We start from the raw sequence: 24,676 nt of genomic DNA, 5'->3' as shown, positions 1-24,676 counted from the left end.
AAAGAAAAAGTATGAAAGTGAGTGGTCCTAAAATGGATCTGTTATCAATAAAAGACCCTTCCTTTTTAAAAGGGATGTCAAATCAAGAATTAGAGGCTTTAAGTCAAGAGGTACGCAAATTCTTGATTGAAAAGCTGTCTGTAACTGGAGGCCATATTGGACCGAATTTAGGTGTTGTCGAATTAACAATTGCCTTGCATAAATGTTTTGACAGCCCCAAAGACAAATTTATTTGGGATGTAGGACATCAGTCCTATGTTCATAAAATACTGACAGGCAGGGCTAGCGAATTTGATACATTGCGTCAATATAAAGGACTGTGCGGCTTTCCGAAAAGAATTGAAAGTGAGCATGATGTTTGGGAAACGGGACATAGCTCAACATCCCTTTCCGCTGCGATGGGAATGGTCATTGCCAGAGACTTGAGAAAAGAGAAATCCTTTATTGTGCCGATTATTGGAGATGGTGCATTAACAGGTGGAATGGCGTTAGAAGCATTAAACCATATTGGTCATGAAAAGAAGAATATGATGGTCATACTGAACGACAATGAAATGTCAATTGCTCCTAATGTTGGTGCTCTTCATAATATCCTTGGCCAATTACGCACAGCTGGTAAATATCAGTGGGTTAAAGATGAGTTAGAATTATTCTTAAAGAAGGTTCCAGCTGTCGGAGGAAAACTCGCAGCAACTGCTGAACGTGTTAAAGACAGTCTAAAATATTTATTTGTTTCAGGTATGTTTTTTGAGGAAATGGGCTTTACGTACTTAGGTCCAGTGGATGGGCATGATTTTGAAGCATTATTTGAAAACTTCCGCTATGCCAAAAAAACGGAAGGGCCAGTTCTTCTACACGTGATCACGAAAAAAGGAAAAGGTTTTCACCCGGCTGAAAGTGATACAAAAGGTACATGGCATGGTACAGGGCCATATAAGATGGATACCGGTGCCTTTGTTAAGTCTGATAAAGCCCCTCCAGCATGGAGCAGCCTAGTTAGTGAAACAGTTCGCAAGCTTGCACGCGAGGATGAGCGAATTGTGGCGATTACCCCTGCAATGCCTGTTGGGTCTAAACTAGAGGGCTTTGCAAGTGAATTTCCAGAGAGAATGTACGATGTTGGGATAGCTGAACAGCATGCTGCTACTGTAGCTGCTGGATTAGCAACCCAAAATATGAAGCCATTTTTAGCCATCTATTCGACATTTTTACAACGGGCATATGATCAAGTTGTTCATGACATTTGCCGTCAGAATCTTAATGTTTTCATCGGAATTGATCGGGCTGGGTTAGTAGGAGCAGACGGTGAAACCCATCAGGGCGTATTTGATATTGCCTTTTTAAGACATGTGCCTAATATCGTGTTAATGATGCCCAAGGATGAAAATGAAGGGCAGCATATGGTTTATACTGCTCTAAAGTATGATGATGGTCCAATTGCAATGAGATTCCCTCGAGGAAATGGCTTAGGTGTTCCAATGGATGAAGAATTCAAGAGCATTCCAATTGGCACCTGGGAGGTCTTGAAGGAAGGCGAAGACGGTGCTATCTTAACCTTTGGTACCACAATCCCAATGGCAATGGAGGCAGCAGAAGTTCTAGAGAAACAAGGAATTTCAGTAAAGGTAGTTAATGCGCGGTTCATAAAGCCATTAGATGAAAAAATGCTCAATCAGTTATTCTCAAAGAACACCCCTATCCTAACCATAGAAGAAGCAATTCTCCAGGGCGGATTTGGAAGCTATGTATTAGAATGCGCACATGATCAAGGTTTTTATCATCAAGTAATAGACCGAATGGGGATACCGGACAAATTTATAGAGCATGGAGATGTTAATTCGCTATTAGAGGAAATAGGGATGACTACTTCTGAGGTTGTTAAAAGAATGACTATACTTGCGCGAAAAAAACAACAAAGGGCATAAGTAATGAAAAACAAAGAGCGTTTAGATGTTTTATTAGTTGAAAGAGGATTAGCTGAAACTCGGGAGAAGGCGAAGCGTTCTATTATGGCTGGGCTGGTTTATTCAAACGAGGAGCGTTTAGATAAACCTGGAGAAAAAGTAAAAGTAGATATTCCGCTGATAATAAAAGGAAAAGTGCTCCCTTATGTCAGTCGCGGCGGTCTTAAGCTTGAGAAGGCGTTGAAGGTCTTTGAGGTGACAGTCAAGGATAAAATTATGCTGGATATTGGTGCTTCTACGGGAGGATTTACTGACTGCGCACTGCAAAATGGTGCCAAAATGTCCTATGCCTTGGATGTAGGATATAATCAGCTTGCATGGAAGCTGCGTCAGGATGAACGTGTAGTGGTTATGGAAAGAACCAACTTCCGGTATGTAACAGCAAAAGATTTGGCTGGCGAAATGCCCAATTTTGCAACCATCGATGTTTCTTTTATTTCCTTAAAGTTAATTTTACCTGTATTAAAAATACTTCTTGTTCCTGACAGTGATATTGTTGCACTTGTTAAACCGCAATTTGAAGCAGGTCGTGAGCAGGTGGGAAAAAAAGGTATCGTTCGCGAGGAAAAAGTACATTTACAGGTTGTTAATAAAATTGTCGATTTTGCTCTTGAACAAGGATTTAATGTGGTTAATTTATCCTTTTCTCCTATCACAGGGGGAGACGGGAATATCGAGTTTCTTCTTCACCTCAGATGGATAGGGGAGCAAGATAAAGGACAAAATCAATTACCTTTCGAGCCTTCGCAAATAGTGAAAGACTCCCATCTAGAATTTAAATCCAAACAAGATGTAGAGGGATGAGCATATGCTTATCCTTCCTTTTTAATTTGACAAGTTTTTCTCTTGAATAATCATTGTACATCCTAGGCAAAATGGGCTAACATATTGGTATAAGCGACATTTTTGTACAAAATACCTAAATGTTCTGATGATTACGGGGTGAATGATTTGAATAAAGGTCAACGTCATATAAAAATTAGAGAAATTATCACCAATAATGATATTGAAACACAGGATGAACTTGTTGACGAGTTAAAAAGTGCTGGGTTTAATGTAACGCAGGCAACTGTATCAAGGGATATTAAAGAGCTGCACTTGGTTAAAGTCCCATTGTTAGATGGCAGATACAAATATAGCCTTCCAGCAGACCAACGATTTAATCCATTGCAAAAATTAAAAAGGTCGTTAATGGATGCATTTGTTCGTATAGATTCTGCTGGACATTTACTAGTAATGAAATGTCTGCCTGGAAATGCGATGGCAATCGGTGCATTACTTGATAATCTTGACTGGGAAGAAATATTAGGAACCATCTGTGGGGACGATACGATTTTAATCATCTGTCGTACACCTGAAGATACAGAGACGATCACAAATCGTTTCCTTGACATGCTGTAATGGGGGGAAAGGACCATGTTATCAGAATTATCGATTAAGAACTTTGCCATTATTGAGGCCCTTGCCATTTCGTTTGACAAGGGCTTGACTGTTTTAACAGGAGAAACGGGTGCAGGAAAATCAATAATTATTGACGCAATTCATCTGCTGGTAGGAGGCCGAGGCTCTGCTGAGTTTGTCAGACATGGGGAAGATAAGGCAGAAATTGAGGGTCTATTTCAAATAGATGAGCACCATCCGGTGTTTTCAAAAGCATTTGAGTTCGGAATAGAAATTGAAGAGGGAATGGTTGTTTTACGAAGGGATATTTCGCGGACTGGCAAAAGTGTTTGTAGAATCAATGGTAAGCTTGTGACCATTTCAACTCTACGGGAAGTGGGTTCTACCTTAGTTGATATACATAGTCAGCATGAACACCAAGATTTAATGGATGAGAGCAGGCATCTACTATTACTTGACCAATTTGGCTTTGAGGAAATTTCGCGTTCTCAAGCAGAATACCAAGAAGTGTTTCATCGCTATGAACAGACTTTTCATAAACTTAAGTCTTTAAGTGAGAATGAGCAAAAAACAGCACATCGATTAGATTTAATTCAATTTCAATTTGACGAGATTCAAAATGCAAATTTAAAGCTTAATGAAGATGAGCAGCTTTTTGAAGAAAAAAGAAAGCTTGTGAATTTTGAGCGTGTTTTCGATGCTGTTCAATCCAGTTATAATGCCCTAACTGGAGAACAAAAGGGGCTAGATTGGATTAGTATGGTAATGGGACAACTGGAGGACGCTGCAGCTTTGGATTCCGCCTATAAAGAATTATATGAATCCGTCATGAATAGCTTTTATCTATTAGAAGATGCTTCCCGCACATTGAGAAATGAATTAGATGAGTTAGAATATGATCCACAGCGGTTAAATGCAATCGAAGAAAGATTAAATGAAATTAATCAGTTAAAACGGAAGTATGGAAAAACAATTGAAGAAATTTTAGAATATGCAGCGAAAATTGAAGAAGAAATAGAAACATTGCAAAATAAAGAAACACATATAGGGCAATTAGAGAAACAACTAGCCTCCATTAAAAAGGATTTAAGTCTTGAAGCCAAACAGCTGACGGAGCTCCGAAAACGCTGGGCTGGGAAGCTGACAAAATTAATTCATAATGAATTGAAAGAACTATACATGGCAAAAACAGTTTTTGAAATCCGCTTTGAATCTGTCTTGCCACATTTTACAAAAAACGGTGTGGATCACGTGGAGTATTTTATTTCAACAAATCCAGGTGAACCCTTAAAGCCATTATCAAAAATTGCCTCTGGCGGTGAACTATCGAGGATAATGCTAGCACTTAAAAGTATTTTTTCGAAACACCAAGGAGTTACTTCCATTATTTTTGATGAGGTGGATACTGGCGTAAGCGGCAGGGTAGCACAATCGATAGCTGAAAAAATTTATAAAGTAGCTGTCGATTCACAGGTATTATGTATTTCCCATTTGCCACAAGTAGCTGCAATGGCAGATACTCATTTGTTTATTTCTAAAGTGACAAAAGGCGGGCGAACCAAAACTTCGGTCAGTCCACTCGGTGTAGAAGAAAAAATAAGGGAAATTGGCCGAATGATTTCTGGCGTTGAAATTACCGATTTAACGAAAAAACATGCTGAAGAATTGCTGTTTTTAGCATCTGAAAATAAAAAAATTGAAAAGCTTCCCAATTAGGGGAGCTTTTTTATGTTGTCTCAGGTTATAAATGCTGCTAATGGAGGCAAAATTAAAGATGTAGCCATTTCGATGTGAGTGAAACGCAAAGCGAGGAGAGTGAAGATTTTGAAGTTAGAAATAATTAGAAAGATCATTGGTGGAATTCTCCTTGTTTCATTAATCAGCGTTCTTTATTTTCAGCCATTTCAGCAGTACCTTGATATACCAAAGACCATTACAGTCTTTGAAGGACAAGATTATACTTTTCAAAAGGCTGTACCGGTATCAGCCTCTTTAGTATCTCTCAATTCAAATATCACACTTGAACAAGATAAAAACAATGTATCCTTAAAAGCAAATGATTCAGGCAAAGAAGAAATGCTATTAGAGTTTGCAGGGATACCCGTTAAAAAGGTCGATGTAAATGTCTTAAAGGATTTCAGAGTCCAGCCAGGCGGACAATCCATAGGTGTTAAATTAAATACGGTTGGCGTATTGGTCGTAGGTCACCATTTAGTTAATACTGAAGATGGAAAAAAATCACCTGGTGAAATAGCAGGTATCAAAATCGGTGATATTATTACAGAAATCAATGGTAATAAAATTGAAAAAATGACAGATGTGGCTCCCTTTGTACAAAATGCAGGACAAAGCGGAAAAGCATTAGATATGGTTATTAGCAGGGATAGCGGAAAGTTCACAACGAAACTAACTCCCCTTAAAGATGAGGGAGAAAACTCCTATAAGCTTGGATTATATATTCGTGATTCAGCTGCAGGGATTGGAACTATGACATTTGTTCATCCACAATCAAAAAAATATGGTGCCCTCGGGCATGTCATTTCTGATATGGATACGAAAAAGCCAATTGTAGTAGAAGATGGTCAAATCGTTCGGTCTACGGTTACCTCCATTGAAAAAGGCAGTAATGGCGACCCAGGAGAAAAGCTTGCACGATTCTCTTCAGACCGTGAAATTGTCGGAAACATCACAAAAAACAGCCCATTTGGCATATTCGGAGTATTAAATAAAGAGTTAAAGAATGGAATTTTGGATAAACCTCTTCCAATTGCTTTATCTCACCAAGTGAAGGAAGGGCCAGCAAAAATTTTAACAGTGGTAGATAATGACAGGGTAGAAGAATTTGAAATTGAAATTGTCAGCACGATCCCGCAGAAATTTCCAGCAACAAAAGGCATGGTTTTAAAAGTAACAGATCCAAAGCTTTTAGAAAAAACTGGAGGAATCGTTCAGGGGATGAGCGGAAGTCCGATTATCCAGGACGGAAAGCTAATTGGAGCAGTAACACATGTCTTTGTCAATGATCCAACTTCTGGTTATGGAGTACACATTGAATGGATGTTAAATGAAGCAGGAATTAACATATACGAAAAACCTATAGAAAAGGCTAGCTAAAACTAAAATCAGTAATTCAAACAAAATAGGCGATAAAAGCCTATTTTGTTTTTACATAAAGTTATTTCGACAAAATCATGGAATAATCTGACATAAGTGCGAATTTAGTCGAAACTTAAAGGAAAACAAAGAAAAGATGAGATTTTCTCACTATTTTAAGAAATATTAAAAAAACTAGAGGAATTTTAGTTGCATTGTCGAATTTCTAATTTAGAATAGAATTAAGAGAATAAAAAATTAATGTAAAATAGAGATATGACCATTTGGACTTGAGGAGGATATGAAAGTGAAAAAGATTAAAGTTTGTGTCGTGGATGATAATAGGGAGTTAGTTGGATTATTAGAGGACTATATTTCTTCCCAAGATGATATGGAAATTGCGGGTATTGCTCATAATGGTCAGGATTGTTTAGAACTTCTTGAATCAACGGATACGGATGTACTCGTTTTAGATATTATTATGCCTCACCTAGATGGTTTAGCCGTCCTAGAGCGCTTAAGAGAGCTCAAAAAGGGAGCAATTCCAAATGTTATTATGTTGACTGCATTTGGACAAGAAGACGTTACGAAGAAGGCTGTAGAGCTTGGTGCTTCGTATTTTATTTTGAAACCTTTTGATATGGAGAATTTAGGCAACCATATCCGTCAAGTAAGCGGTAAAACCAGTCAGGTAAGCAGGAAGGCAGCTTCTGGAAATTATCGTTCACACACTGAAAATAAACCGAGAAATCTAGATGCCAGCATTACAAGTATTATTCATGAAATTGGTGTTCCAGCACATATCAAAGGATACTTATACTTGCGTGAAGCCATTTCAATGGTTTATAACGATATTGAATTACTTGGCTCGATTACGAAAGTGTTATACCCTGATATTGCAAAGAAATATAACACCACAGCAAGCCGTGTGGAGCGTGCAATACGTCATGCCATCGAAGTAGCGTGGAGTCGTGGAAATATCGATTCCATTTCATCCTTGTTTGGTTACACAGTAAGCATGTCCAAGGCAAAGCCTACAAACTCCGAGTTTATTGCTATGGTTGCTGATAAGCTTCGTTTAGAGCATAAGGCTTCTTGAAAAGACCAATAATATAATGAAAAAAAGCCTTCATCTCGGGAATGAAGGCTTTTTTATGTCCTAAGTTCATTTATTTTTCTTTTTCTAGTTCCATTAATTTTTGAATAAGTATATGCTGAGGCATATGCATAAGCTGTTCTAACGGAACATTTAATTTTTCGGCAAGCTTAATGGCAGTTTCAGGTGATAATTGTAAAGGTTTCATTGTGATCCTCCATTCATTTAGTTAGGAAGTGAAAAAATGACACAGATTTTTGCGCATCGAGGTTATTCTTCAGCGTTTGCTGAAAATACAATGAGTGCATTTATTGCTGCACAAAAGGCAGGAGCCGACGGCTTAGAGCTGGATGTCCAGTTAACAAAGGACGGTGAAGTGGTTGTCATCCATGATGAAAAACTTGATCGGACAACAAGTGGTAAGGGTTTCGTGAAAAATTTCACCTTTAAAGAAATAAGAAAATTAAATGCCAATAAAAAAGGGGTGAATAAAGAGCCTATCCCCTCATTGATTGAGGTTCTTGAATGGATGCAATCCAATCAACTTGTTTGTAACATAGAGTTGAAAAATAATCTATTTCCGTATGAAGGAATGGAAGAAAAGGTAATTCATCTTGTTCGAAGATTTAATTTGAGTAATCGGATTATCATTTCTTCTTTTAATCATTACAGTATTGTCTTAAGTTATCGGTCAGCGCCTGAAATCGAGACAGCTCCTCTATTTAATGAGCGAATCTATATGCCATGGGTTTATGCTCAATCCATTCGTGCTCAAGGGATTCATCCGAAGTTAGCGTCAGTAACAGATGAAATTATCAAAGGTGCAATTGAAAATGGAATAGCTGTCAGACCCTATACTGTTAATAAAGATACTGATATGGAGAGGCTTTACAAACTAAACTGTACTTCGATCATTACAGACGATCCGGTAAAGGCTTTGAAAATTAAGAAACAATATGAAAAGAGACCATAATGGCCTCTTTTTATTTTTTAAATCGATCCTGTACCTTATTACTTTTTCTGTCACGGTGAAAAATGAAGCCTGCTACAAATGCTAAACCACCAATGAATAGAATCAGTCCTAAAAGAAATTGCAGCCATAAGAAAGGGATTGGGCTTTGAAGAATCCCAAATGTCATATCACGCATTAATTTAATCCCAAAGCCAGCTAAGAAGCCTGGAATAACTAGTACAAGTAAAGCAATAATCCGCTTCATAATTAAATCCTTCCAATTGTTTAGTAAGTCGTAAGAATTATACCCTCAAGGAAATATTAGTACAAAGATAAAATTTGTCAAGATAACTAAAAAAATATAGAATAGATAGTGAAAAATATTGCATGTTTTCGATTAGATTGTATGAAAAAATCTTCTTTTATAATAAAGGGGCGGAAAAATGCAAAATGTTATGATTGTTGGCGCCGGTAAGGGTGGTACAGCGGTCCTTAAGCTGCTCAATGAAACAGAAGTCCTTCAGGTTAAGGCTGTCATTGACAGAAATTTAGATGCACCGGGTATCTTTTTAGCGCAGAGTTTGGGTATTAAAATCGGAATTGATTGGAAGCCGTTTTTAAGTGAAAATATCGATATTATTATTGAAGTAACAGGAAATGAACATGTGTTTCAAGAGTTAAGGAGCACCAAGGACAAGAAAACCGTTTTAATTCCTGGCAGTGTTGCATTTCTTCTTGCAAGGCTTCTTGAAGAAAAGGAAGAATTAATCGTTAAACATCAAAATGCCTCCTATCAGCAAGAACTAATTTTTAATGCCACAAATGATGGGATGCTGGTGATTGATGCAAAAGGGTTCGTGATTTTATTTAATCGCCGAGCCGAAGAAATGACAGGTGTGAAACGGGACCAAGCAATTGGGAAATACGTGGTTGAGGTAATACCGGAAAGTAGACTGCCTTTAATCCTGGAAACAAGAAGAACAGAAACGAATCAAGAAATGGTTCTGGGGAATGGGAGAAAAATAATTACAACACGTATTCCCATCATCGAAGAAAATGGAACCTTAATTGGTGCTTTCGCTGTTTTCAAAGATATCACAGAAGTAGTGAATCTTGCAGAGGAAATTACCGATTTAAAAGAAATCCAAACTATGCTGCAGGCAATCATTCATTCTAGTGATGATGCTATTTCAGTAGTTGATGAAAATGGCAGAGGTCTGCTTATTAATCCAGCATATACACGTCTTACCGGTCTTACACAAGAACAGGTTATTGGACAACCAGCGACTGCAGATATATCCGAAGGTGAAAGTATGCATATGAAGGTACTCCAAACAAGAAGAGCGGTCCGTGGGGTACCAATGCGAGTAGGTGCAAATAAACGTGAAGTAATTGTCAATGTCGCCCCGATTATTGTTAAAGGAAAACTAAAAGGCAGCGTTGGGGTTATTCATGACATGTCAGAAATTAAAACCCTAAACAGAGAATTGAACCGTGCTCGTCAAATCATTCGCACTCTTGAAGCAAAGTACACCTTCGAGGATATTATCGGCAGTTCTGAAGAAATGACTCTAGCGATTGAACAGGCTAAGCTAGGGGCAAAAACACCTGCGACAGTCCTGTTACGGGGTGAATCCGGTACAGGAAAAGAATTATTTGCCCACGCCATACATAATGCAAGTGATCGTAAGTACAACAAATTTATTCGCGTTAATTGTGCAGCAATTTCGGAGTCCCTTCTGGAGAGTGAATTATTTGGTTATGAAGAAGGAGCTTTTTCAGGGGCAAAAAGAGGAGGGAAACGGGGCTATTTTGAAGAGGCCAATAACGGAAGTATCTTCCTCGATGAAATAGGCGAACTTTCTGCCAATACTCAGGCGAAATTACTCAGGGTATTGCAAGAAAATGAAATCACACGTGTAGGTGGTACAAAGCCAGTTACGATAAATGTTAGAATTATTGCGGCAACCCATGTGAATCTTGAAAAAGGAATTGCGAAAGGTTCTTTTAGGGAAGACTTATACTATCGTTTAAATCGTATGCCAATACATATACCTCCACTCCGAAATCGGAAAGAAGAAATTCCTGTACTGTGTGAAAGGCTTATTGAAAAAATTAATTTGGATTACGGGAGAAATGTTGAAGGGGTTTCCCAAGCTGCTCTGCTTAAATTAGTGAATTATGATTGGCCTGGGAATGTGCGGGAACTAGAGAATATTCTGGGCAGGGCGATAATCTTTATGAATTATTATGAAACATTCATTAATGTACATCACCTTCCAGAACTGCGACCTAAAAAAAAGAGTAGTGAACCGTTAGTAACAGATCATAGTGAATCAATCCAACAGGATCGCTCTTTAAATGCAATGATAGAAGATTATGAAGCAGAGATTATCCAGCAAACGCTTCACCGTTATAATGGTAATAAGACGGCAACAGCTAAGGCGCTAGGGTTATCGGTGAGGAATCTTTATTATAAGCTAGAAAAATATAAACTTGAAAATAATAGCATGCAATAAATTTCACAGTACGAAGAAAATTGCATGTATTATTTCGGCCGGTAAAGCGTTTTCAGTAATTTCAACTTGGCACGGATTTTGCATATTACAATAATGGAGTTGCAGTTGAAGAGAAAGGGTTGATGACAACTTGTTGCTTGAATCACTGATATACAAAGCAACCCAGCTGGAGGGCAACACCGTAGCAGTTGCAGTGGCAGAAGATGAAGAAGTCATCGAAGCAGTTATCGAAGCATTAAACCGGAATCTCGCCAATTTTATATTATTTGGTGATAAAGAAAAAATTAAGATGATAGTAAACGTTAAGAACAAAGGCCAGCATAAAAGTAACAAGAAGCTTACTATTGTTCATGCAGACTCAAACGAGATGGCTGCAGAGCTGGCAGTTAAGGCTGTATCTACGAAGGAAGCAACCGTATTAATGAAAGGGAATATCCCTACAAGCTCCCTATTAAAAGCAGTTCTAAATAAAGAGTACGGTCTTAGGACGGGAAATATTCTATCACACGTGGCTGTTTTTGAGGTTCCAGATTTCGATCGTTTTACCATCGTTACGGATGCAGGGATGAACATTGCCCCTGAATTAGAGCAAAAAGCTCAAATGATAAAAAATGCTGCAGCCCTGGCTAGGGCAATTGGAATAGAATATCCAAAGGTTGCTCCTATAGCTGCTGTTGAAGTAGTAAATCCGGCCATGCAAGCGACTATTGATGCTGCTGCATTAAGTGTTATGAATAAACGAGGGCAGATCACTGGCTGTATTGTAGATGGTCCATTAGCATTAGATAATGCCGTTTCTGCTTTAGCTGCTGAACACAAAGGAATTCAAAGTGAAGTAGCCGGAAGAGCTGATATTTTATTAGTTCCTACTATTGAGGTTGGAAACGTCTTATATAAGTCATTAATTTATTTTGCAAAAGCAAAAGTAGGGGCTGTTATTGCAGGCGCAAAGGCTCCCATCGTATTAACTTCTAGAGCTGATTCGGCGGAAAGTAAGCTATATTCACTTGCACTCGCCATCTGCTCTGTAACCAAATAGTATTTAGTGCAGGTTTCAAATTAGAGGAGGATGTTCACATGGAAATTTTCAAGTACTTAGAACAATATGATTACGAGCAAGTTGTATTTTGCCAAGATAAACAATCTGGATTAAAAGCAATTATTGCGATACACGATACCACATTAGGCCCTGCTTTGGGAGGAACTCGTATGTGGACATATGAATCTGAAGCAGCAGCAATTGAAGATGCGCTAAGATTAGCAAAAGGTATGACCTACAAAAATGCAGCTGCAGGGTTAAACCTTGGTGGAGGAAAAACAGTTATTATTGGTGACCCTCGTAAGGATAAGAGTGAAGAGTTATTCCGTGCATTCGGACGCTATATTCAAGGTTTAAATGGAAGATATATTACTGCAGAAGATGTAGGAACAACGGTTGCAGATATGGATTTAATCCATGAAGAAACAGACTATGTCACTGGTATTTCACCTGCTTTCGGATCATCAGGCAACCCTTCGCCTGTAACGGCATATGGTGTGTACGTTGGTATGAAAGCAGCTGCAAAAGAAGCTTTTGGTACTGATTCCTTAGAAGGAAAAGTGGTTGCGATTCAAGGCGTTGGGAATGTTGCCTACACACTTTGTAAATACCTGCATGAAGAAGGAGCACAATTAATTGTTACCGATATTAATAAAGAAGCAGTTCAGCGTGCAGTAGAGGATTTCGGTGCTCGTGCAGTAGAACCAAATGAAATTTATGGCGTTGAATGTGATATTTATGCTCCATGTGCACTAGGTGCAACCGTTAATGATGATACGATTCCACAGCTTAAAGCTAAAGTTATCGCGGGTTCTGCCAATAACCAGTTAAAAGATACTCGTCACGGAGATCTTATCCATGAAATGGGTATTGTTTATGCTCCTGATTACGTCATTAATGCTGGCGGTGTTATCAACGTTGCAGATGAACTTTATGGGTATAACCATGAACGGGCAATGAAAAAAGTTGATCAAATCTATGCAAGTATCGAAAAGGTAATTGCAATTTCAAAGCGCGACGGCATCCCAACTTATGTTGCAGCAGATAGAATGGCGGAAGAAAGAATTGAAAAAATGCGTAATTCACGCAGCCAATTCTTGCAAAATGGCCACCATATTTTAAGTCGTCGCTAAGAAAATAAAAAGGGATAGAGCGCTGAATGGATAATTCAGCGTCTTTTCCCTTTAATAGGTGTGAAATGTGAAAAAAATGGAGGTTAAAACGTTGCCTGATAAGAAATATCGAATGCTCGTCATCAACCCAGGTTCCACTTCAACTAAGATTGGGGTCTTCGATAATGAAATTTCCATTTTAGAAAAAACAATCCGTCATGATTCGAGAATGATTAATTCATTTGCTAATATTATTGATCAATATGAATTTAGAAAGAATACCATCTTGGAAACACTGGATAACGAAGGAATTAATATATCCAAGCTGAGTGCTGTTTGTGGGCGGGGAGGCTTGCTTCGACCGATTGAAGGCGGAACCTATGCAGTAAATGAAATCATGCTTGATGATTTACGGACTGGTTTTGCTGGACAGCATGCTTCAAATCTTGGTGGTATTATTGCTTATGAAATTGCTTCTGGATTAAATATTCCCTCTTATATTGTTGATCCTGTCGTTGTAGATGAGCTTGAGCCGATTGCAAGAGTATCTGGCTTTTCCTTAATTGAAAGAGTAAGTATATTCCATGCGCTCAACCAAAAGGCTGTTGCTCGCAGAGTCGCAAAGGAGCTAGGGAAGAATTATACGGAATTAAACTTAATTGTTACACATATGGGCGGCGGAATTACCGTTGGAGTACATAAGCAGGGAAAAGTCATTGATGTAAACAATGGTCTCCATGGTGATGGTCCTTTTAGCCCTGAACGTGCAGGGACTGTTCCAGTTGGGGATTTAGTAGCACTTTGTTATTCTGGGCAATACTTTCGCGATGAAATAATGAAAAAACTTGTAGGTCAAGGCGGACTTGTCGGTTATCTTGGAACGAATGATGCGGTTGAAGTTGAAAAGAGAATTGCTGCTGGGGATGAACAAGCTTCTCTTATTTACGAAGCAATGGCCTATCAGGTAGCAAAGGAAATAGGAGCAGCAAGCGCAGTATTAGCAGGAAAAGTAGATGCTATTGTGTTAACTGGGGGTCTTGCTTATGGTAAAGGATTTGTGAAATCCATCACCGATAGAATTAATTGGATTGCAGATACGATTGTCCATCCAGGTGAAAATGAACTTCAAGCATTAGCTGAAGGTGCACTTAGAGTTTTGCGTGGAGAGGAAAAAGTAAAAGAGTATCCTGGTACATTCAAAACAGCAAAAATCTAACAATTTGGGGAGGAAATACAGTGTCACAAGAATACGATTTGGTCATTCTTGGTGGTGGTACCGGCGGTTATGTAGCTGCCATTCGTGCCTCTCAGCTTGGCTTAAAAACAGCAATAGTTGAAAAAGGGAAACTTGGAGGAACATGCCTACATAAAGGCTGTATCCCAAGTAAAGCTCTTCTCAGAAGTGCTGAGGTTTACGCGACAGCTAAGCACAGCGAAGATTTTGGTGTTATCACAAGTGAAGTATCCTATAACTTTGTGAAAGTTCAGGAAAGAAAGAATAAAATAATCGATCAACTCCATAAAGGCGTACAACATCTCATGAAGCAAGGGAAAATTGATGTTTATGAGGGACTTGGCCGGATTTTAGGACCTTCTATTTTTTCACCAATGCCTGGAACTATATCGGTGGAAATGAATAATGGAGAAGAAAATGAAATGCTCATTCCGAAAAACGTTGTCGTTGCAACTGGTTCAAGACCAAGGACGCTTCCTGGACTTGAAATTGATGGTGAACTGGTCATTACCTCTGATGAAGCTTTAGAGCTGGAGACATTACCTGCATCCATCATTATTGTTGGCGGTGGAGTGATTGGAATTGAGTGGGCGTCCATGCTTTCTGATTTCGGTGTTGAAGTAACTGTTATCGAGTATGCGGACCGGGTTATTCCGACTGAAGATAAGGAAATCTCTAAGGAAATGCAGCGCTTGATGAAGAAAAAGGGGATAAAGCTTGTAACAGGAGCGAAAGTCCTTCCTGAAACACTTGTAAAAGGTGATGGTGTCACTATTTCAGCAGAAGTTAAAGCTGGTGTGAAAGAATTTAAGGCTGAAAAACTCCTTGTATCTGTAGGACGCCAAGCAAATGTCGAAGGAATTGGATTAGAAAATACAGAAATCCAGGTAGAAAAAGGATTTATTGTTACCAATGAATTCTACCAAACAAAAGAATCTCATATTTACGCAATTGGAGATGTAATTGGCGGCTTACAGCTTGCGCATGTTGCCTCCCATGAAGGTATAATTGCAGTGGAGCATATTGCTCGGAAGGATCCGTCAGTGCTTAATTACAATCTAGTTTCAAGATGTATATATAGTAATCCTGAGGTGTCTAGCGTTGGGATTACCGAAGAACAGGCAAAAGAAAAAGGTCATAAAGTAAAAGTGGGTAAATTTTCATTCCGAGCAATCGGAAAGGCTCTTGTATTTGGAGAATCCGATGGCTTTGTCAAGATTGTTGCTGACGAAGAGACCAATGATATTCTAGGGGTGCATATGATTGGTCCACACGTAACTGACATGATTACAGAAGCAGGATTGGCAATGGTATTGGATGCAACTCCATGGGAGATTGCTCATACGATTCATCCACATCCAACACTATCAGAAGCGATTGGGGAAGCTGCTTTAGCAGTTGATGGCCGAGCAATCCATTCATGAGTTATTTTGGTATGAACAAACGGGAGGTAAGAATGTTATGGCTGAAAATCGTCATCATGCATTAGGTTTAAGTGATGAAAAGGTTTTGGAAATGTATGAAACTATGCTTTTAGCCCGCCGGATTGATGAACGAATGTGGTTATTGAATCGTGCGGGTAAAATACCATTTGTTATTTCTTGTCAAGGACAAGAAGCTGCACAAGTTGGTGCGGCATTTGCTCTAGATAAGGAAAAAGATTATGTGCTGCCATATTACCGTGATATGGGCGTAGTCTTAACTTTTGGGATGACACCAAAAGAACTAATGCTATCTGGTTTTGCCAAAGCGGAGGATCCAAACTCAGGCGGCAGACAAATGCCTGGGCACTTTGGTCAAAAGAAAAATCGCATTGTTACTGGTTCATCTCCTGTAACAACTCAGGTTCCACATGCTGTCGGCGTAGCGTTAGCAGGGAAAATGGAAAGAAAGGACCTTGTGACTTTCGTAACCTTTGGTGAGGGATCCTCAAACCAAGGTGATTTCCATGAAGGAGCTAACTTTGCCGGAGTTCATAAATTACCAGTTATTTTTATGTGTGAAAATAATAAATACGCAATTTCTGTTCCTATTGAAAAACAATTGGGATGTGAAAAAGTTTCTGATCGTGCAATAGGTTATGGAATGCCAGGATTTACTGTCGATGGGAACGACCCATTAGAAGTATACAAAGTGGTGAAGGATGCAGCAGACCGTGGACGTAGAGGTGAGGGTCCATCCTTAATTGAAACAATTTCCTACAGACTCACACCACACTCTTCAGATGACGATGACCGTTCGTACCGCGCTCCTGATGAAGTGGCTAAAGCGAAAACGAAAGATCCAATCATTACCTTTGGTGCCTATTTAAAAGAAACAGGCGTGATGAATGATGTGTTGGAAAAAGAAATCAATGATCGTGTGATGAAGCAAGTGAATGAAGCTACTGATTATGCTGAAAATGCACCGTATGCAGCACCTGAACACGCGCTGAAATACGTTTATGCGGATAAGTAAGGGGGATGTAACATGGCAGTAATTTCTTATATAGATGCGGTCACAATGGCCATTCGGGAAGAAATGGAACGAGATTCAAAGGTTTTTGTTCTTGGTGAAGACGTTGGGGTAAAAGGCGGAGTTTTTAAAGCTACGCAGGGTTTATACGAACAATTTGGAGAAGAGCGTGTGATTGATACACCACTTGCTGAATCTGCGATTGCTGGGGTAGGAATTGGGGCAGCGATGTACGGAATGAGACCGATTGCTGAAATGCAATTTGCTGATTTTATTATGCCTGCAGTGAATCAAATTATTTCAGAAGCGGCCAAGATTCGTTACCGTTCAAACAACGACTGGAGTTGTCCGATGGTTATCCGTGCACCTTATGGAGGTGGCGTTCACGGTGCCCTTTATCATTCTCAATCTGTCGAGGCAATATTTGCGAATACACCCGGATTGAAAATTGTAATGCCTTCTACACCTTATGATGTGAAGGGGCTCTTAAAAGCAGCGATTCGTGATAATGACCCAGTCCTGTTCTTTGAGCATAAACGCGCGTACCGTTTAATCAAAGGAGAAGTACCAAGTGATGATTATACATTGCCGCTTGGAAAAGCGGATGTGAAGCGTGAAGGCGATGACCTTACTGTTATTACCTATGGTCTTTGTGTACATTTTGCCCTACAGGCAGCAGAAAAATTAGCGAAGGACGGTATCTCCGCACATATCCTTGACTTAAGAACGGTTTATCCATTAGATAAAGAAGCTATCATAGAAGCGGCTTCTAAGACTGGTAAGGTATTACTTGTTACTGAGGCGAATAAAGAAGGCAGCATTATCAGTGAAGTATCTGCAATCATTGCTGAAAATTGTTTATTTGATTTAGATGCTCCAATTATGCGTCTAGCTGGTCCAGATGTCCCAGCAATGCCATATGCACCAACAATGGAGAAGTTCTTTATGGTCAATCCAGATAAAGTCGAAAAAGCAATGCGCGAGCTTGCGGAATATTAAAACGAAAAGCGGAGGCGACTTGGGCAGCACCGACAAGCGTAAGACGAGCCGGCATGAAGGTTGCTTTTTAACCTTCTTGACGGATTGGCTTATGGCCTCGAGGGGCTAGTCGCCGCAGCTAGACAATAGGAGGTAGAATTTTGGTTATTGAACAAATTAAAATGCCTCAGTTAGGGGAAAGTGTAACCGAAGGAACAATCTCTAAGTGGCTTGTTTCTGTCGGGGATAAAGTTAATAAATACGATCCATTAGCTGAAGTAATGACAGATAAGGTAAATGCAGAAGTTCCTTCTTCGTTCACAGGTACGATAAAAGAACTGGTTGCGGAAGATGGAGACACACTGGCTGTTGGTGAAATCATTTGTACAATTGAAATCGAAGGCAGTAATGCTGTGAAAACAGAAGTTAGTGACCAAAAAACAGAAGTAGCTGAATCGGTTGCTGTTTCCGAGCAATCTGATCAAGGAAACAAAGCCCGTTATTCTCCTGCAGTTTTAAAAATTTCACAAGAGAATGGAATTGATTTAGCACAGGTGACAGGCACCGGTGCAGGCGGCCGGATTACGAGAAAAGACCTTTTGAAACTGATTGAATCAGGTAATATCCCTGTGGCAGGTTCAAAAGTGGAGGCACCTAAGCAGCCAGAAGTACAGCCAGCTGCAGCTCAAGAGGCGGTACAAGCGGTTGCTGCGCCAAAGCAAGCGGCACCTGCTCCAAGCATCCCTGTTGCAGCAGGCGATATCGAAATACCTGTAACTGGCATCCGTAAAGCGATTGCTGCCAATATGCTCCGAAGTAAGCATGAAGCACCGCATGCCTGGACAATGATAGAGGTCGATGCAACAAATCTAGTGGAATACCGCAATTCTTTAAAGGATGAGTTCAAAAAGAAAGAAGGCTTCAATCTCACTTTCTTTGCCTTTTTCGTAAAAGCAGTAGCTCAGGCATTAAAGGAATTCCCACAAATCAACTCCATGTGGGCTGGAGATAAGATTATCCAGAAGAAAGACATCAATATATCAATTGCAGTCGCAACAGATGATGCATTATATGTACCTGTTATAAAGCAAGCCGATGAAAAAACAATAAAAGGGATTGCCCGTGAGATTTCTGAACTTGCTGTAAAAGTAAGAACCAATAAACTTCGCTCAGAAGATATGCAGAGTGGAACCTTTACTGTTAACAATACTGGCTCGTTTGGATCCGTTCAATCAGCAGGAATTATCAACTACCCGCAGGCAGCGATTCTTCAAGTGGAATCCATCGTCAAGCGCCCGGTAGTTATGGACAACAATATGATTGCCGTTCGGGACATGGTAAACCTATGTATGTCACTCGACCACAGAGTATTAGACGGACTCGTTTGCGGCCGATTCTTACAAAGGGTAAAAGAAATTCTTGAAAATACATCGAAATCAACAACATCAATATATTAGAAAAATAACCGCCGCCGAAATGGCGGCGGTTATTTTTATTGCTTGATATGTACATCTATCTTACAATAAAACTAAGTGAAATTTATTGAATATTAGTTTAATTTAGAGCTCAAGGAAGGGGGATGTTACGTTTGGATAACTTTCGAAATCAATCTTTTCCATTAAAGACGAAAGAAGATTGGAAAGCAAAAGCAGAGGAATCTTTAAAGGGGAAAAGTATTGAAACATTAAAAAGCCCTACATATGAAAGTATAATTTTGGAACCGCTTTATTCTCAACGAGATAATCAGAAAGCACCGGACTATCCGGGAGGTTCAGATTTTCGTAGAGGCATTGACCCATTAGGATATGTAACAAATGATTGGAAGGTAGCGCAGCGAATTTCATATAATTTTGTTGAAGATTTAAAGGAAAAGCTCCATGGGGGCGTTGAAAAAGGACAAACAGCACTTTCATTTGAAGTTTCAGAGGCACTTTTTGAATCCAAAGAAGCTTTAAATGATGTACTTGGGGATCTACCTTCTACATTCCCGTTTGCAGTTAATGGTAAAGGACTGCAATCGGCATTGCTAGGAAAATTAGCAGAGTATGAGGGTGACTCTAATCTAGTTTCTGGCTATGTTGGAAATGACCCAGTCTCTTTGTTTACAGAGGAAGGACTCATTGAAGAAGACTTTTTCAAGAGTTGGATGGAAGATATAAAGCTCGCAAATCTAAAACTACCAAATTTACGGACAATATTAGTAAATACCTCAACCTACCATCAAGGCGGAGCCAATGCAGTTCAGGAGCTTGGAATTGCAGCCGCAACGGGTACATTTTATCTTCAAAAGCTGCTTGAAGGCGGAATGAAGCTGGAGGATATTCTTTCGAAAATGATATTTCAATTCTCAATTGGCAGCAATTTCTTTATGGAAATAGCCAAACTTAGAGCAGCTCGAATTCTCTGGGATAAAATAACTAAAGTATATGGAGCTAATGCTGAGGCAAGGGGAATGCAAATTTCTGCCGAAACATCTACTTTTACAAAAACGGTATATGATCACCATGTAAACATTCTCCGTGCAGGAAATGAAGCATTTGCAGCGATTGTTGGCGGAGTTCAATATCTGCATGTAACACCATTTGATGATTTAACGGGCAATTCTCAACAATCTGAACGAATTGCAAGAAACACCCAAAACATTCTCAAGGAAGAAGCTCATCTTCGAACAGTTGTTGATCCCGCAGGAGGCTCTTGGTATGTAGAAACATTGACCACAGAGCTGGCAGAAAAAGCATGGAAGTATTTCCAGCAGATTGAAGAAAATGGCGGTATGCTGGAAGTATTAAAATCAGGCTGGTTACAAGAAGGAATTACTTCAGTTCTTACACAACGCAAACAGGATATTTTTACAAGAAAACAAAGCATTATCGGTACGAATGTATATGCAAATCTATCAGAAGAAACAGCTCCCGTTAAAGAACATGTCACTGAACCTTATTTTTCTCTGACTGATTCTAGTGCAATTAACATAAAGGTAATTAAGAACAGCAGATTATCAGAGCCCTATGAAGAATTGCGTAATAAGAGTAAAGTTATTGAAAGCAAGACAGGCTCTATGCCACAGGTTGGCTTGATTTGTCTCGGTGAGTTAAAACAATACAAGCCTAGGTTAGATTTTGTGCGGGGGTTCCTCGCGGCTGGAGGATTAAAAGCCGTCGACAGCGGTCCTGTTACTTCTTTGGAATCTGTCAAACTATTTATCTCAAGTCAAGAAACTAAGTATTTCTGTCTGTGTAGCAGCAATGAACTATACGGATCCCTAGGACTTAAAATGATTAAAGTACTGCTTAATGAATTCCCGGATCGAATTTTTTATTTAGCGGGATTGCCTGAAAAAGACTTGCAATCACATTGGACGAATGAAGGGATAAGGCAGTTTATCCATATTAAAAGTAACTGTTTTGAGCTTCTTTCAACCATTCTTTCAGAAATGGAGGTGGGGTTAGATGAGTACACAAAAGCCTGATTTTCAAAGTATTTCCCTGTTTGAAGAGCAAGACTTTATAACAAAAGAGCAATGGCAAAAACAGGTTGATAAACAAATAGATACTTCTATTGATGATTTGCTGTTTGAAACGAATGAACAAATTCAACTAAAACCACTCTATACAACTGAAGACCGTGAAGGACTGCAACATTTAGATGACCTCCCTGGAATACCGCCATTTACTCGCGGGCCGTACCCGACGATGTATGTGAATCGGCCATGGACAGTAAGACAATATGCTGGATTTTCAACTGCTGAGGAGAGCAATGCTTTCTATCGCAGAAATCTAGCAATGGGTCAAAAAGGCTTATCCGTTGCCTTTGATTTAGCCACACACCGCGGCTATGATTCTGACCATCCACGCGTCGTTGGCGATGTTGGTAAAGCAGGGGTTGCTATTGATTCTGTTTTAGATATGAAGACCCTTTTTGATGGAATTCCGTTGGATCAGATGTCAGTATCCATGACCATGAACGGGGCTGTTTTGCCAATCCTAGCCTTTTTCATTGTTACAGCTGAGGAACAGGGAGTCACGCAGGATAAGCTGTCTGGAACGATTCAAAATGATATTCTAAAAGAATATATGGTCCGTAACACGTATATCTATCCGCCTGAGATGTCCATGAAAATCATCGCAGATATCTTTGAGTATACTTCTAAATATATGCCGAAGTTTAATAGTATCAGTATTTCTGGCTATCACATGCAGGAGGCTGGTGCTCCTGCTGACTTGGAATTAGCATACACCCTAGCAGATGGGTTGGAGTATGTACGTACAGGACTTAAGGCTGGAATTAACATTGATAAATTTGCACCACGGTTGTCCTTTTTTTGGGCGGTGGGCATGAATTATTTTATGGAAGTTGCAAAAATGCGGGCTGCTCGTTTAATCTGGGCAAAAATGATGAAATCATTCGAGCCGAAAAACGAGAAATCTATGGCCCTTAGAACACATTCTCAAACATCAGGATGGAGTTTAACGGAGCAAGACCCTTTTAATAATGTAATGCGGACCTTGCTTGAAGCACATGCTGCGTCTATGGGGCATACACAATCTCTCCATACCAATGCTTTAGATGAAGCAATTGCCCTGCCAACTGATTTCTCAGCTCGAATTGCCCGAAATACGCAATTATTTTTACAAGAAGAAACGAGTATCACCAAAGTTATTGATCCTTGGGCAGGTTCTTATTATGTTGAAAAGCTTACAGATGAATTGGTAAAAAGAGCTTGGACACATATTGAAGAAATTGAAAATCTTGGCGGAATGGCAAAGGCAATTGAGACGGGTCTTCCAAAAATGAGAATTGAAGAAGCTTCAGCTAGAAGGCAAGCACAAATAGATTCTGGTAAAGAAATTATTATTGGGGTTAACAGGTATCGTCTCGAAAAGGAAGAAGCAATTGATATATTGGATATTGATAATACTGCGGTTCGATTAAAGCAAATTGAAAAATTAACAAACTTAAAAGCAGGCCGCGATGAAGCAAAGGTGGCAGAAGCTCTGGCTGCTTTAACAAAGGGTGCAGAAACAGGGGAAAGCAACCTGTTGGAGCTTGCTGTTCAAGCAGCAAGAGTCCGGGCAACCTTAGGTGAAATTTCCGATGCGATTGAGAAAGTTTCCAGCAGACATAAAGCGGTTATTCGTTCTATCAGCGGCGTGTATAGCAAGGCATATACAAACGAAGAAGAAATATCTGAAGTAAAACATATGACGGATGATTTCCTTGAGAATGAAGGCAGAAGACCGAGGATTCTCATTGCCAAAATGGGGCAGGATGGTCATGACCGCGGTGCCAAAATCATCGCCACTGCCTTTGCAGACTTAGGATTTGATGTCGATATTGGCCCATTATTCCAAACTCCAGAAGAAACAGCCATTCAGGCGGTTGAAAATGATGTGCATGTCATTGGAATGAGCTCACTGGCTGCAGGTCACAAAACATTATTGCCGCAGCTTGCGGAGGAGTTGAAAAAGCTTGGCCGTGAGGATATTTTACTTGTAATCGGCGGGGTTATCCCGGCTCAGGATTATCAATTTTTATATGATAATGGAGCTTGTGCGATTTTCGGTCCAGGGACCATAATTCCAGTTGCTGCTCAAAAGGTAATCAGGGAAATTTATAAACAGCTTGGGTATGAGGAAGTGTCACAATAAATGTCTGAGGATATGAAACCGGAATGGAGCGACCCGAATGAACCGGAAAAATTCTCAACCGTAATAAAAAAAGGGCAAGAGCAGGAAGGCCAGTCTGTAGTCATTGAAAAAAATATTGTCTATCGTAAACGTCAGACAAAGGAACCTTCGGTTGAAGAGTTAGTTGATGGCGTGCTGTCAGGTAATAGAGGGCAGCTGGCACGGGCCATAACTCTGATTGAAAGTAATGCTGAACAGCATTTCCCTAAAGCACAGGAGCTGCTCCAAAAGCTCTTGTCTCACAGTGGGAAATCAATCCGTATCGGAATAACGGGTGTACCGGGTGCTGGGAAGAGCACTTTTATTGAGGCGTTTGGCACTTACCTTTGTGACCTTGGGCTAAGGGTCGCTGTACTGGCAATTGATCCAAGCTCTAGTCTTTCAGGTGGAAGTATCCTTGGTGATAAAACAAGGATGGAACAGCTGTCCCGAAATCCAAGGGCTTTTATTCGACCCTCACCAACGGCAGGTAAATTGGGCGGAGTTCATCGAAAGACAAGAGAAGCGATGCTGATATGCGAAGCAGCAGGCTTTGATGTGATTTTAATCGAAACCGTCGGGGTGGGTCAGAGTGAAGTGATCATACGCGACATGGTTGATTTTTTCATGCTCCTTGTTCTGACAGGTGCGGGTGATGAATTGCAAGGGATGAAGAAAGGGATTATGGAATTAGCAGATGCAGTCCTTGTTCATAAAGCAGACGGAGCTAATAAAGTAAAAGCAGAGCAGACGAGAAAAGAATATAGCCGTATCCTGCACTTTCTTCAGCCGGCTACTAAGGGATGGGGATCGAAGGCTTATACCTGCTCCTCTTTAACAGGGGAAGGTATTAAAGAGGTTTGGGAAGTCATAAAGGATTTTGAGGAAAAAGGAAAGTCACGAGGAGTTTTTGAGGAAAGACGAAAAGGACAGCAGCGTGATTGGATTTATTCCTTAATCACTGATCAGTTGCATTACAGCTTCTTCCATCATCCAAAGGTAAAGCTCCAGCTTCCACAATTAGAAAATGAAGTAATGGCAGGAGAAAAAACAGCAGCAACTGCAGTAGAAATTCTATTTAATGCATTCTTATCAAAAAAGTAACGACTTTTGATTGTTGACAGTCGTCTTTTTTAGAAAAATAATCTTTATCGTTTGGAAAAAACAC

The 24,676-nt window shown here is 39.8% G+C and carries 20 protein-coding genes; 18 read left to right on the top strand and 2 right to left on the bottom strand.

What is annotated here, in order from left to right:
- Positions 1 to 32: 32 nt before the first annotated feature.
- From dxs to spo0A, 6 genes are all read left to right on the top strand, one after another.
- Positions 33 to 1,925 carry a 1-deoxy-D-xylulose-5-phosphate synthase gene (gene dxs, locus QNH48_RS22135; RefSeq protein WP_283952039.1) on the top strand — a complete coding sequence of 631 codons (1,893 nt, stop codon included), beginning with the start codon at positions 33 to 35 and terminating at the stop codon, positions 1,923 to 1,925.
- A gap of 3 nt (positions 1,926 to 1,928) precedes the next feature.
- Positions 1,929 to 2,768, top strand: a complete 840-nt coding sequence (locus QNH48_RS22130; RefSeq protein ID WP_283952038.1) for a TlyA family RNA methyltransferase — start codon at positions 1,929 to 1,931, stop codon at positions 2,766 to 2,768.
- A 147-nt stretch (positions 2,769 to 2,915) separates the two neighbouring features.
- Positions 2,916 to 3,365, top strand: coding sequence for a transcriptional regulator AhrC/ArgR (ahrC, locus tag QNH48_RS22125; RefSeq protein WP_095247167.1), 450 nt, complete (start codon positions 2,916 to 2,918; stop codon positions 3,363 to 3,365).
- Between the two features lie 15 nt (positions 3,366 to 3,380).
- On the top strand, positions 3,381 to 5,081 hold the full coding sequence (gene recN, locus QNH48_RS22120) for a DNA repair protein RecN (protein WP_283952037.1): 1,701 nt from the start codon (positions 3,381 to 3,383) through the stop codon (positions 5,079 to 5,081).
- Between the two features lie 99 nt (positions 5,082 to 5,180).
- Positions 5,181 to 6,479 carry a SpoIVB peptidase gene (spoIVB, locus tag QNH48_RS22115; protein WP_481858432.1) on the top strand — a complete coding sequence of 433 codons (1,299 nt, stop codon included), beginning with the start codon at positions 5,181 to 5,183 and terminating at the stop codon, positions 6,477 to 6,479.
- A 286-nt stretch (positions 6,480 to 6,765) separates the two neighbouring features.
- Positions 6,766 to 7,557 carry a sporulation transcription factor Spo0A gene (spo0A, locus tag QNH48_RS22110; RefSeq protein ID WP_283952035.1) on the top strand — a complete coding sequence of 264 codons (792 nt, stop codon included), beginning with the start codon at positions 6,766 to 6,768 and terminating at the stop codon, positions 7,555 to 7,557.
- Between the two features lie 70 nt (positions 7,558 to 7,627).
- Here spo0A and QNH48_RS22105 read toward each other — a convergent pair whose 3' ends face one another.
- Positions 7,628 to 7,762 carry a YycC family protein gene (locus QNH48_RS22105; protein WP_090758317.1) on the bottom strand — a complete coding sequence of 45 codons (135 nt, stop codon included), beginning with the start codon at positions 7,760 to 7,762 and terminating at the stop codon, positions 7,628 to 7,630.
- 36 nt (positions 7,763 to 7,798) lie between these two features.
- On the opposite strand from QNH48_RS22105, the gene QNH48_RS22100 reads away from it, so the two are divergent.
- Complete coding sequence (locus QNH48_RS22100; protein WP_283952034.1) at positions 7,799 to 8,527, top strand: glycerophosphodiester phosphodiesterase; 729 nt, start codon at positions 7,799 to 7,801, stop codon at positions 8,525 to 8,527.
- 10 nt (positions 8,528 to 8,537) lie between these two features.
- Here the strand turns inward: QNH48_RS22100 and QNH48_RS22095 are convergent, their stop codons facing one another.
- Positions 8,538 to 8,771 carry a DUF2627 domain-containing protein gene (locus QNH48_RS22095; RefSeq protein ID WP_283952033.1) on the bottom strand — a complete coding sequence of 78 codons (234 nt, stop codon included), beginning with the start codon at positions 8,769 to 8,771 and terminating at the stop codon, positions 8,538 to 8,540.
- Positions 8,772 to 8,949: 178 nt separating this feature from the next.
- On the opposite strand from QNH48_RS22095, the gene QNH48_RS22090 reads away from it, so the two are divergent.
- From QNH48_RS22090 to meaB, 11 genes are all read left to right on the top strand, one after another.
- Positions 8,950 to 11,025 (top strand): sigma 54-interacting transcriptional regulator, encoded by a 2,076-nt coding sequence (locus tag QNH48_RS22090; RefSeq protein WP_283952032.1) that lies wholly within the window; start codon positions 8,950 to 8,952, stop codon positions 11,023 to 11,025.
- Positions 11,026 to 11,155: 130 nt separating this feature from the next.
- On the top strand, positions 11,156 to 12,064 hold the full coding sequence (yqiS, locus tag QNH48_RS22085; RefSeq protein ID WP_283952031.1) for a phosphate butyryltransferase: 909 nt from the start codon (positions 11,156 to 11,158) through the stop codon (positions 12,062 to 12,064).
- A gap of 38 nt (positions 12,065 to 12,102) precedes the next feature.
- A complete protein-coding gene (gene bcd, locus QNH48_RS22080; protein WP_283952030.1) occupies positions 12,103 to 13,197 on the top strand; it encodes a branched-chain amino acid dehydrogenase in 1,095 nt (364 codons plus the stop codon).
- A gap of 91 nt (positions 13,198 to 13,288) precedes the next feature.
- Positions 13,289 to 14,392, top strand: coding sequence for a butyrate kinase (gene buk, locus QNH48_RS22075; protein WP_283952029.1), 1,104 nt, complete (start codon positions 13,289 to 13,291; stop codon positions 14,390 to 14,392).
- A gap of 20 nt (positions 14,393 to 14,412) precedes the next feature.
- Complete coding sequence (gene lpdA / locus QNH48_RS22070; protein WP_283952028.1) at positions 14,413 to 15,834, top strand: dihydrolipoyl dehydrogenase; 1,422 nt, start codon at positions 14,413 to 14,415, stop codon at positions 15,832 to 15,834.
- A 37-nt stretch (positions 15,835 to 15,871) separates the two neighbouring features.
- Positions 15,872 to 16,867 (top strand): thiamine pyrophosphate-dependent dehydrogenase E1 component subunit alpha, encoded by a 996-nt coding sequence (locus QNH48_RS22065; RefSeq protein ID WP_133367276.1) that lies wholly within the window; start codon positions 15,872 to 15,874, stop codon positions 16,865 to 16,867.
- Positions 16,868 to 16,879: 12 nt separating this feature from the next.
- Positions 16,880 to 17,863 carry an alpha-ketoacid dehydrogenase subunit beta gene (locus QNH48_RS22060; protein ID WP_283952027.1) on the top strand — a complete coding sequence of 328 codons (984 nt, stop codon included), beginning with the start codon at positions 16,880 to 16,882 and terminating at the stop codon, positions 17,861 to 17,863.
- Positions 17,864 to 18,003: 140 nt separating this feature from the next.
- Positions 18,004 to 19,299 (top strand): dihydrolipoamide acetyltransferase family protein, encoded by a 1,296-nt coding sequence (locus QNH48_RS22055; protein WP_283952026.1) that lies wholly within the window; start codon positions 18,004 to 18,006, stop codon positions 19,297 to 19,299.
- A gap of 131 nt (positions 19,300 to 19,430) precedes the next feature.
- Positions 19,431 to 21,311 (top strand): methylmalonyl-CoA mutase subunit beta, encoded by a 1,881-nt coding sequence (locus QNH48_RS22050; protein ID WP_283952025.1) that lies wholly within the window; start codon positions 19,431 to 19,433, stop codon positions 21,309 to 21,311.
- Positions 21,292 to 23,490 carry a methylmalonyl-CoA mutase gene (gene scpA / locus QNH48_RS22045; protein WP_283952024.1) on the top strand — a complete coding sequence of 733 codons (2,199 nt, stop codon included), beginning with the start codon at positions 21,292 to 21,294 and terminating at the stop codon, positions 23,488 to 23,490. The genes QNH48_RS22050 and scpA overlap by 20 nt, the downstream gene beginning before the upstream one ends.
- A complete protein-coding gene (meaB, locus tag QNH48_RS22040) occupies positions 23,491 to 24,612 on the top strand; it encodes a methylmalonyl Co-A mutase-associated GTPase MeaB (protein ID WP_283952023.1) in 1,122 nt (373 codons plus the stop codon).
- Positions 24,613 to 24,676: the final 64 nt, after the last annotated feature.

This window comes from Neobacillus sp. YX16, from assembly GCF_030123505.1.
In the GTDB taxonomy this organism is placed as follows: Bacteria; Bacillota; Bacilli; order Bacillales; family Cytobacillaceae; genus Neobacillus.
Note: the sequence above shows the minus strand (reverse complement) of the source record. Positions and strands in the feature narration are given on the sequence as shown.

What these genes read in the sequence shown, in the direction of transcription:
- QNH48_RS22105 (WP_090758317.1), bottom strand. Translation starts at nt 7,762, where the DNA reads ATGAAACCTTTACAATTATCACCTGAAACTGCCATTAAGCTTGCCGAA.
- QNH48_RS22095 (WP_283952033.1), bottom strand. Translation starts at nt 8,771, where the DNA reads ATGAAGCGGATTATTGCTTTACTTGTACTAGTTATTCCAGGCTTCTTA.
- QNH48_RS22130 (WP_283952038.1), top strand. Translation starts at nt 1,929, where the DNA reads ATGAAAAACAAAGAGCGTTTAGATGTTTTATTAGTTGAAAGAGGATTA.
- QNH48_RS22060 (WP_283952027.1), top strand. Translation starts at nt 16,880, where the DNA reads ATGGCAGTAATTTCTTATATAGATGCGGTCACAATGGCCATTCGGGAA.
- recN (WP_283952037.1), top strand. Translation starts at nt 3,381, where the DNA reads ATGTTATCAGAATTATCGATTAAGAACTTTGCCATTATTGAGGCCCTT.
- QNH48_RS22100 (WP_283952034.1), top strand. Translation starts at nt 7,799, where the DNA reads ATGACACAGATTTTTGCGCATCGAGGTTATTCTTCAGCGTTTGCTGAA.
- QNH48_RS22065 (WP_133367276.1), top strand. Translation starts at nt 15,872, where the DNA reads ATGGCTGAAAATCGTCATCATGCATTAGGTTTAAGTGATGAAAAGGTT.
- scpA (WP_283952024.1), top strand. Translation starts at nt 21,292, where the DNA reads ATGAGTACACAAAAGCCTGATTTTCAAAGTATTTCCCTGTTTGAAGAG.
- dxs (WP_283952039.1), top strand. Translation starts at nt 33, where the DNA reads ATGGATCTGTTATCAATAAAAGACCCTTCCTTTTTAAAAGGGATGTCA.
- bcd (WP_283952030.1), top strand. Translation starts at nt 12,103, where the DNA reads ATGGAAATTTTCAAGTACTTAGAACAATATGATTACGAGCAAGTTGTA.
- meaB (WP_283952023.1), top strand. Translation starts at nt 23,491, where the DNA reads ATGTCTGAGGATATGAAACCGGAATGGAGCGACCCGAATGAACCGGAA.
- QNH48_RS22090 (WP_283952032.1), top strand. Translation starts at nt 8,950, where the DNA reads ATGCAAAATGTTATGATTGTTGGCGCCGGTAAGGGTGGTACAGCGGTC.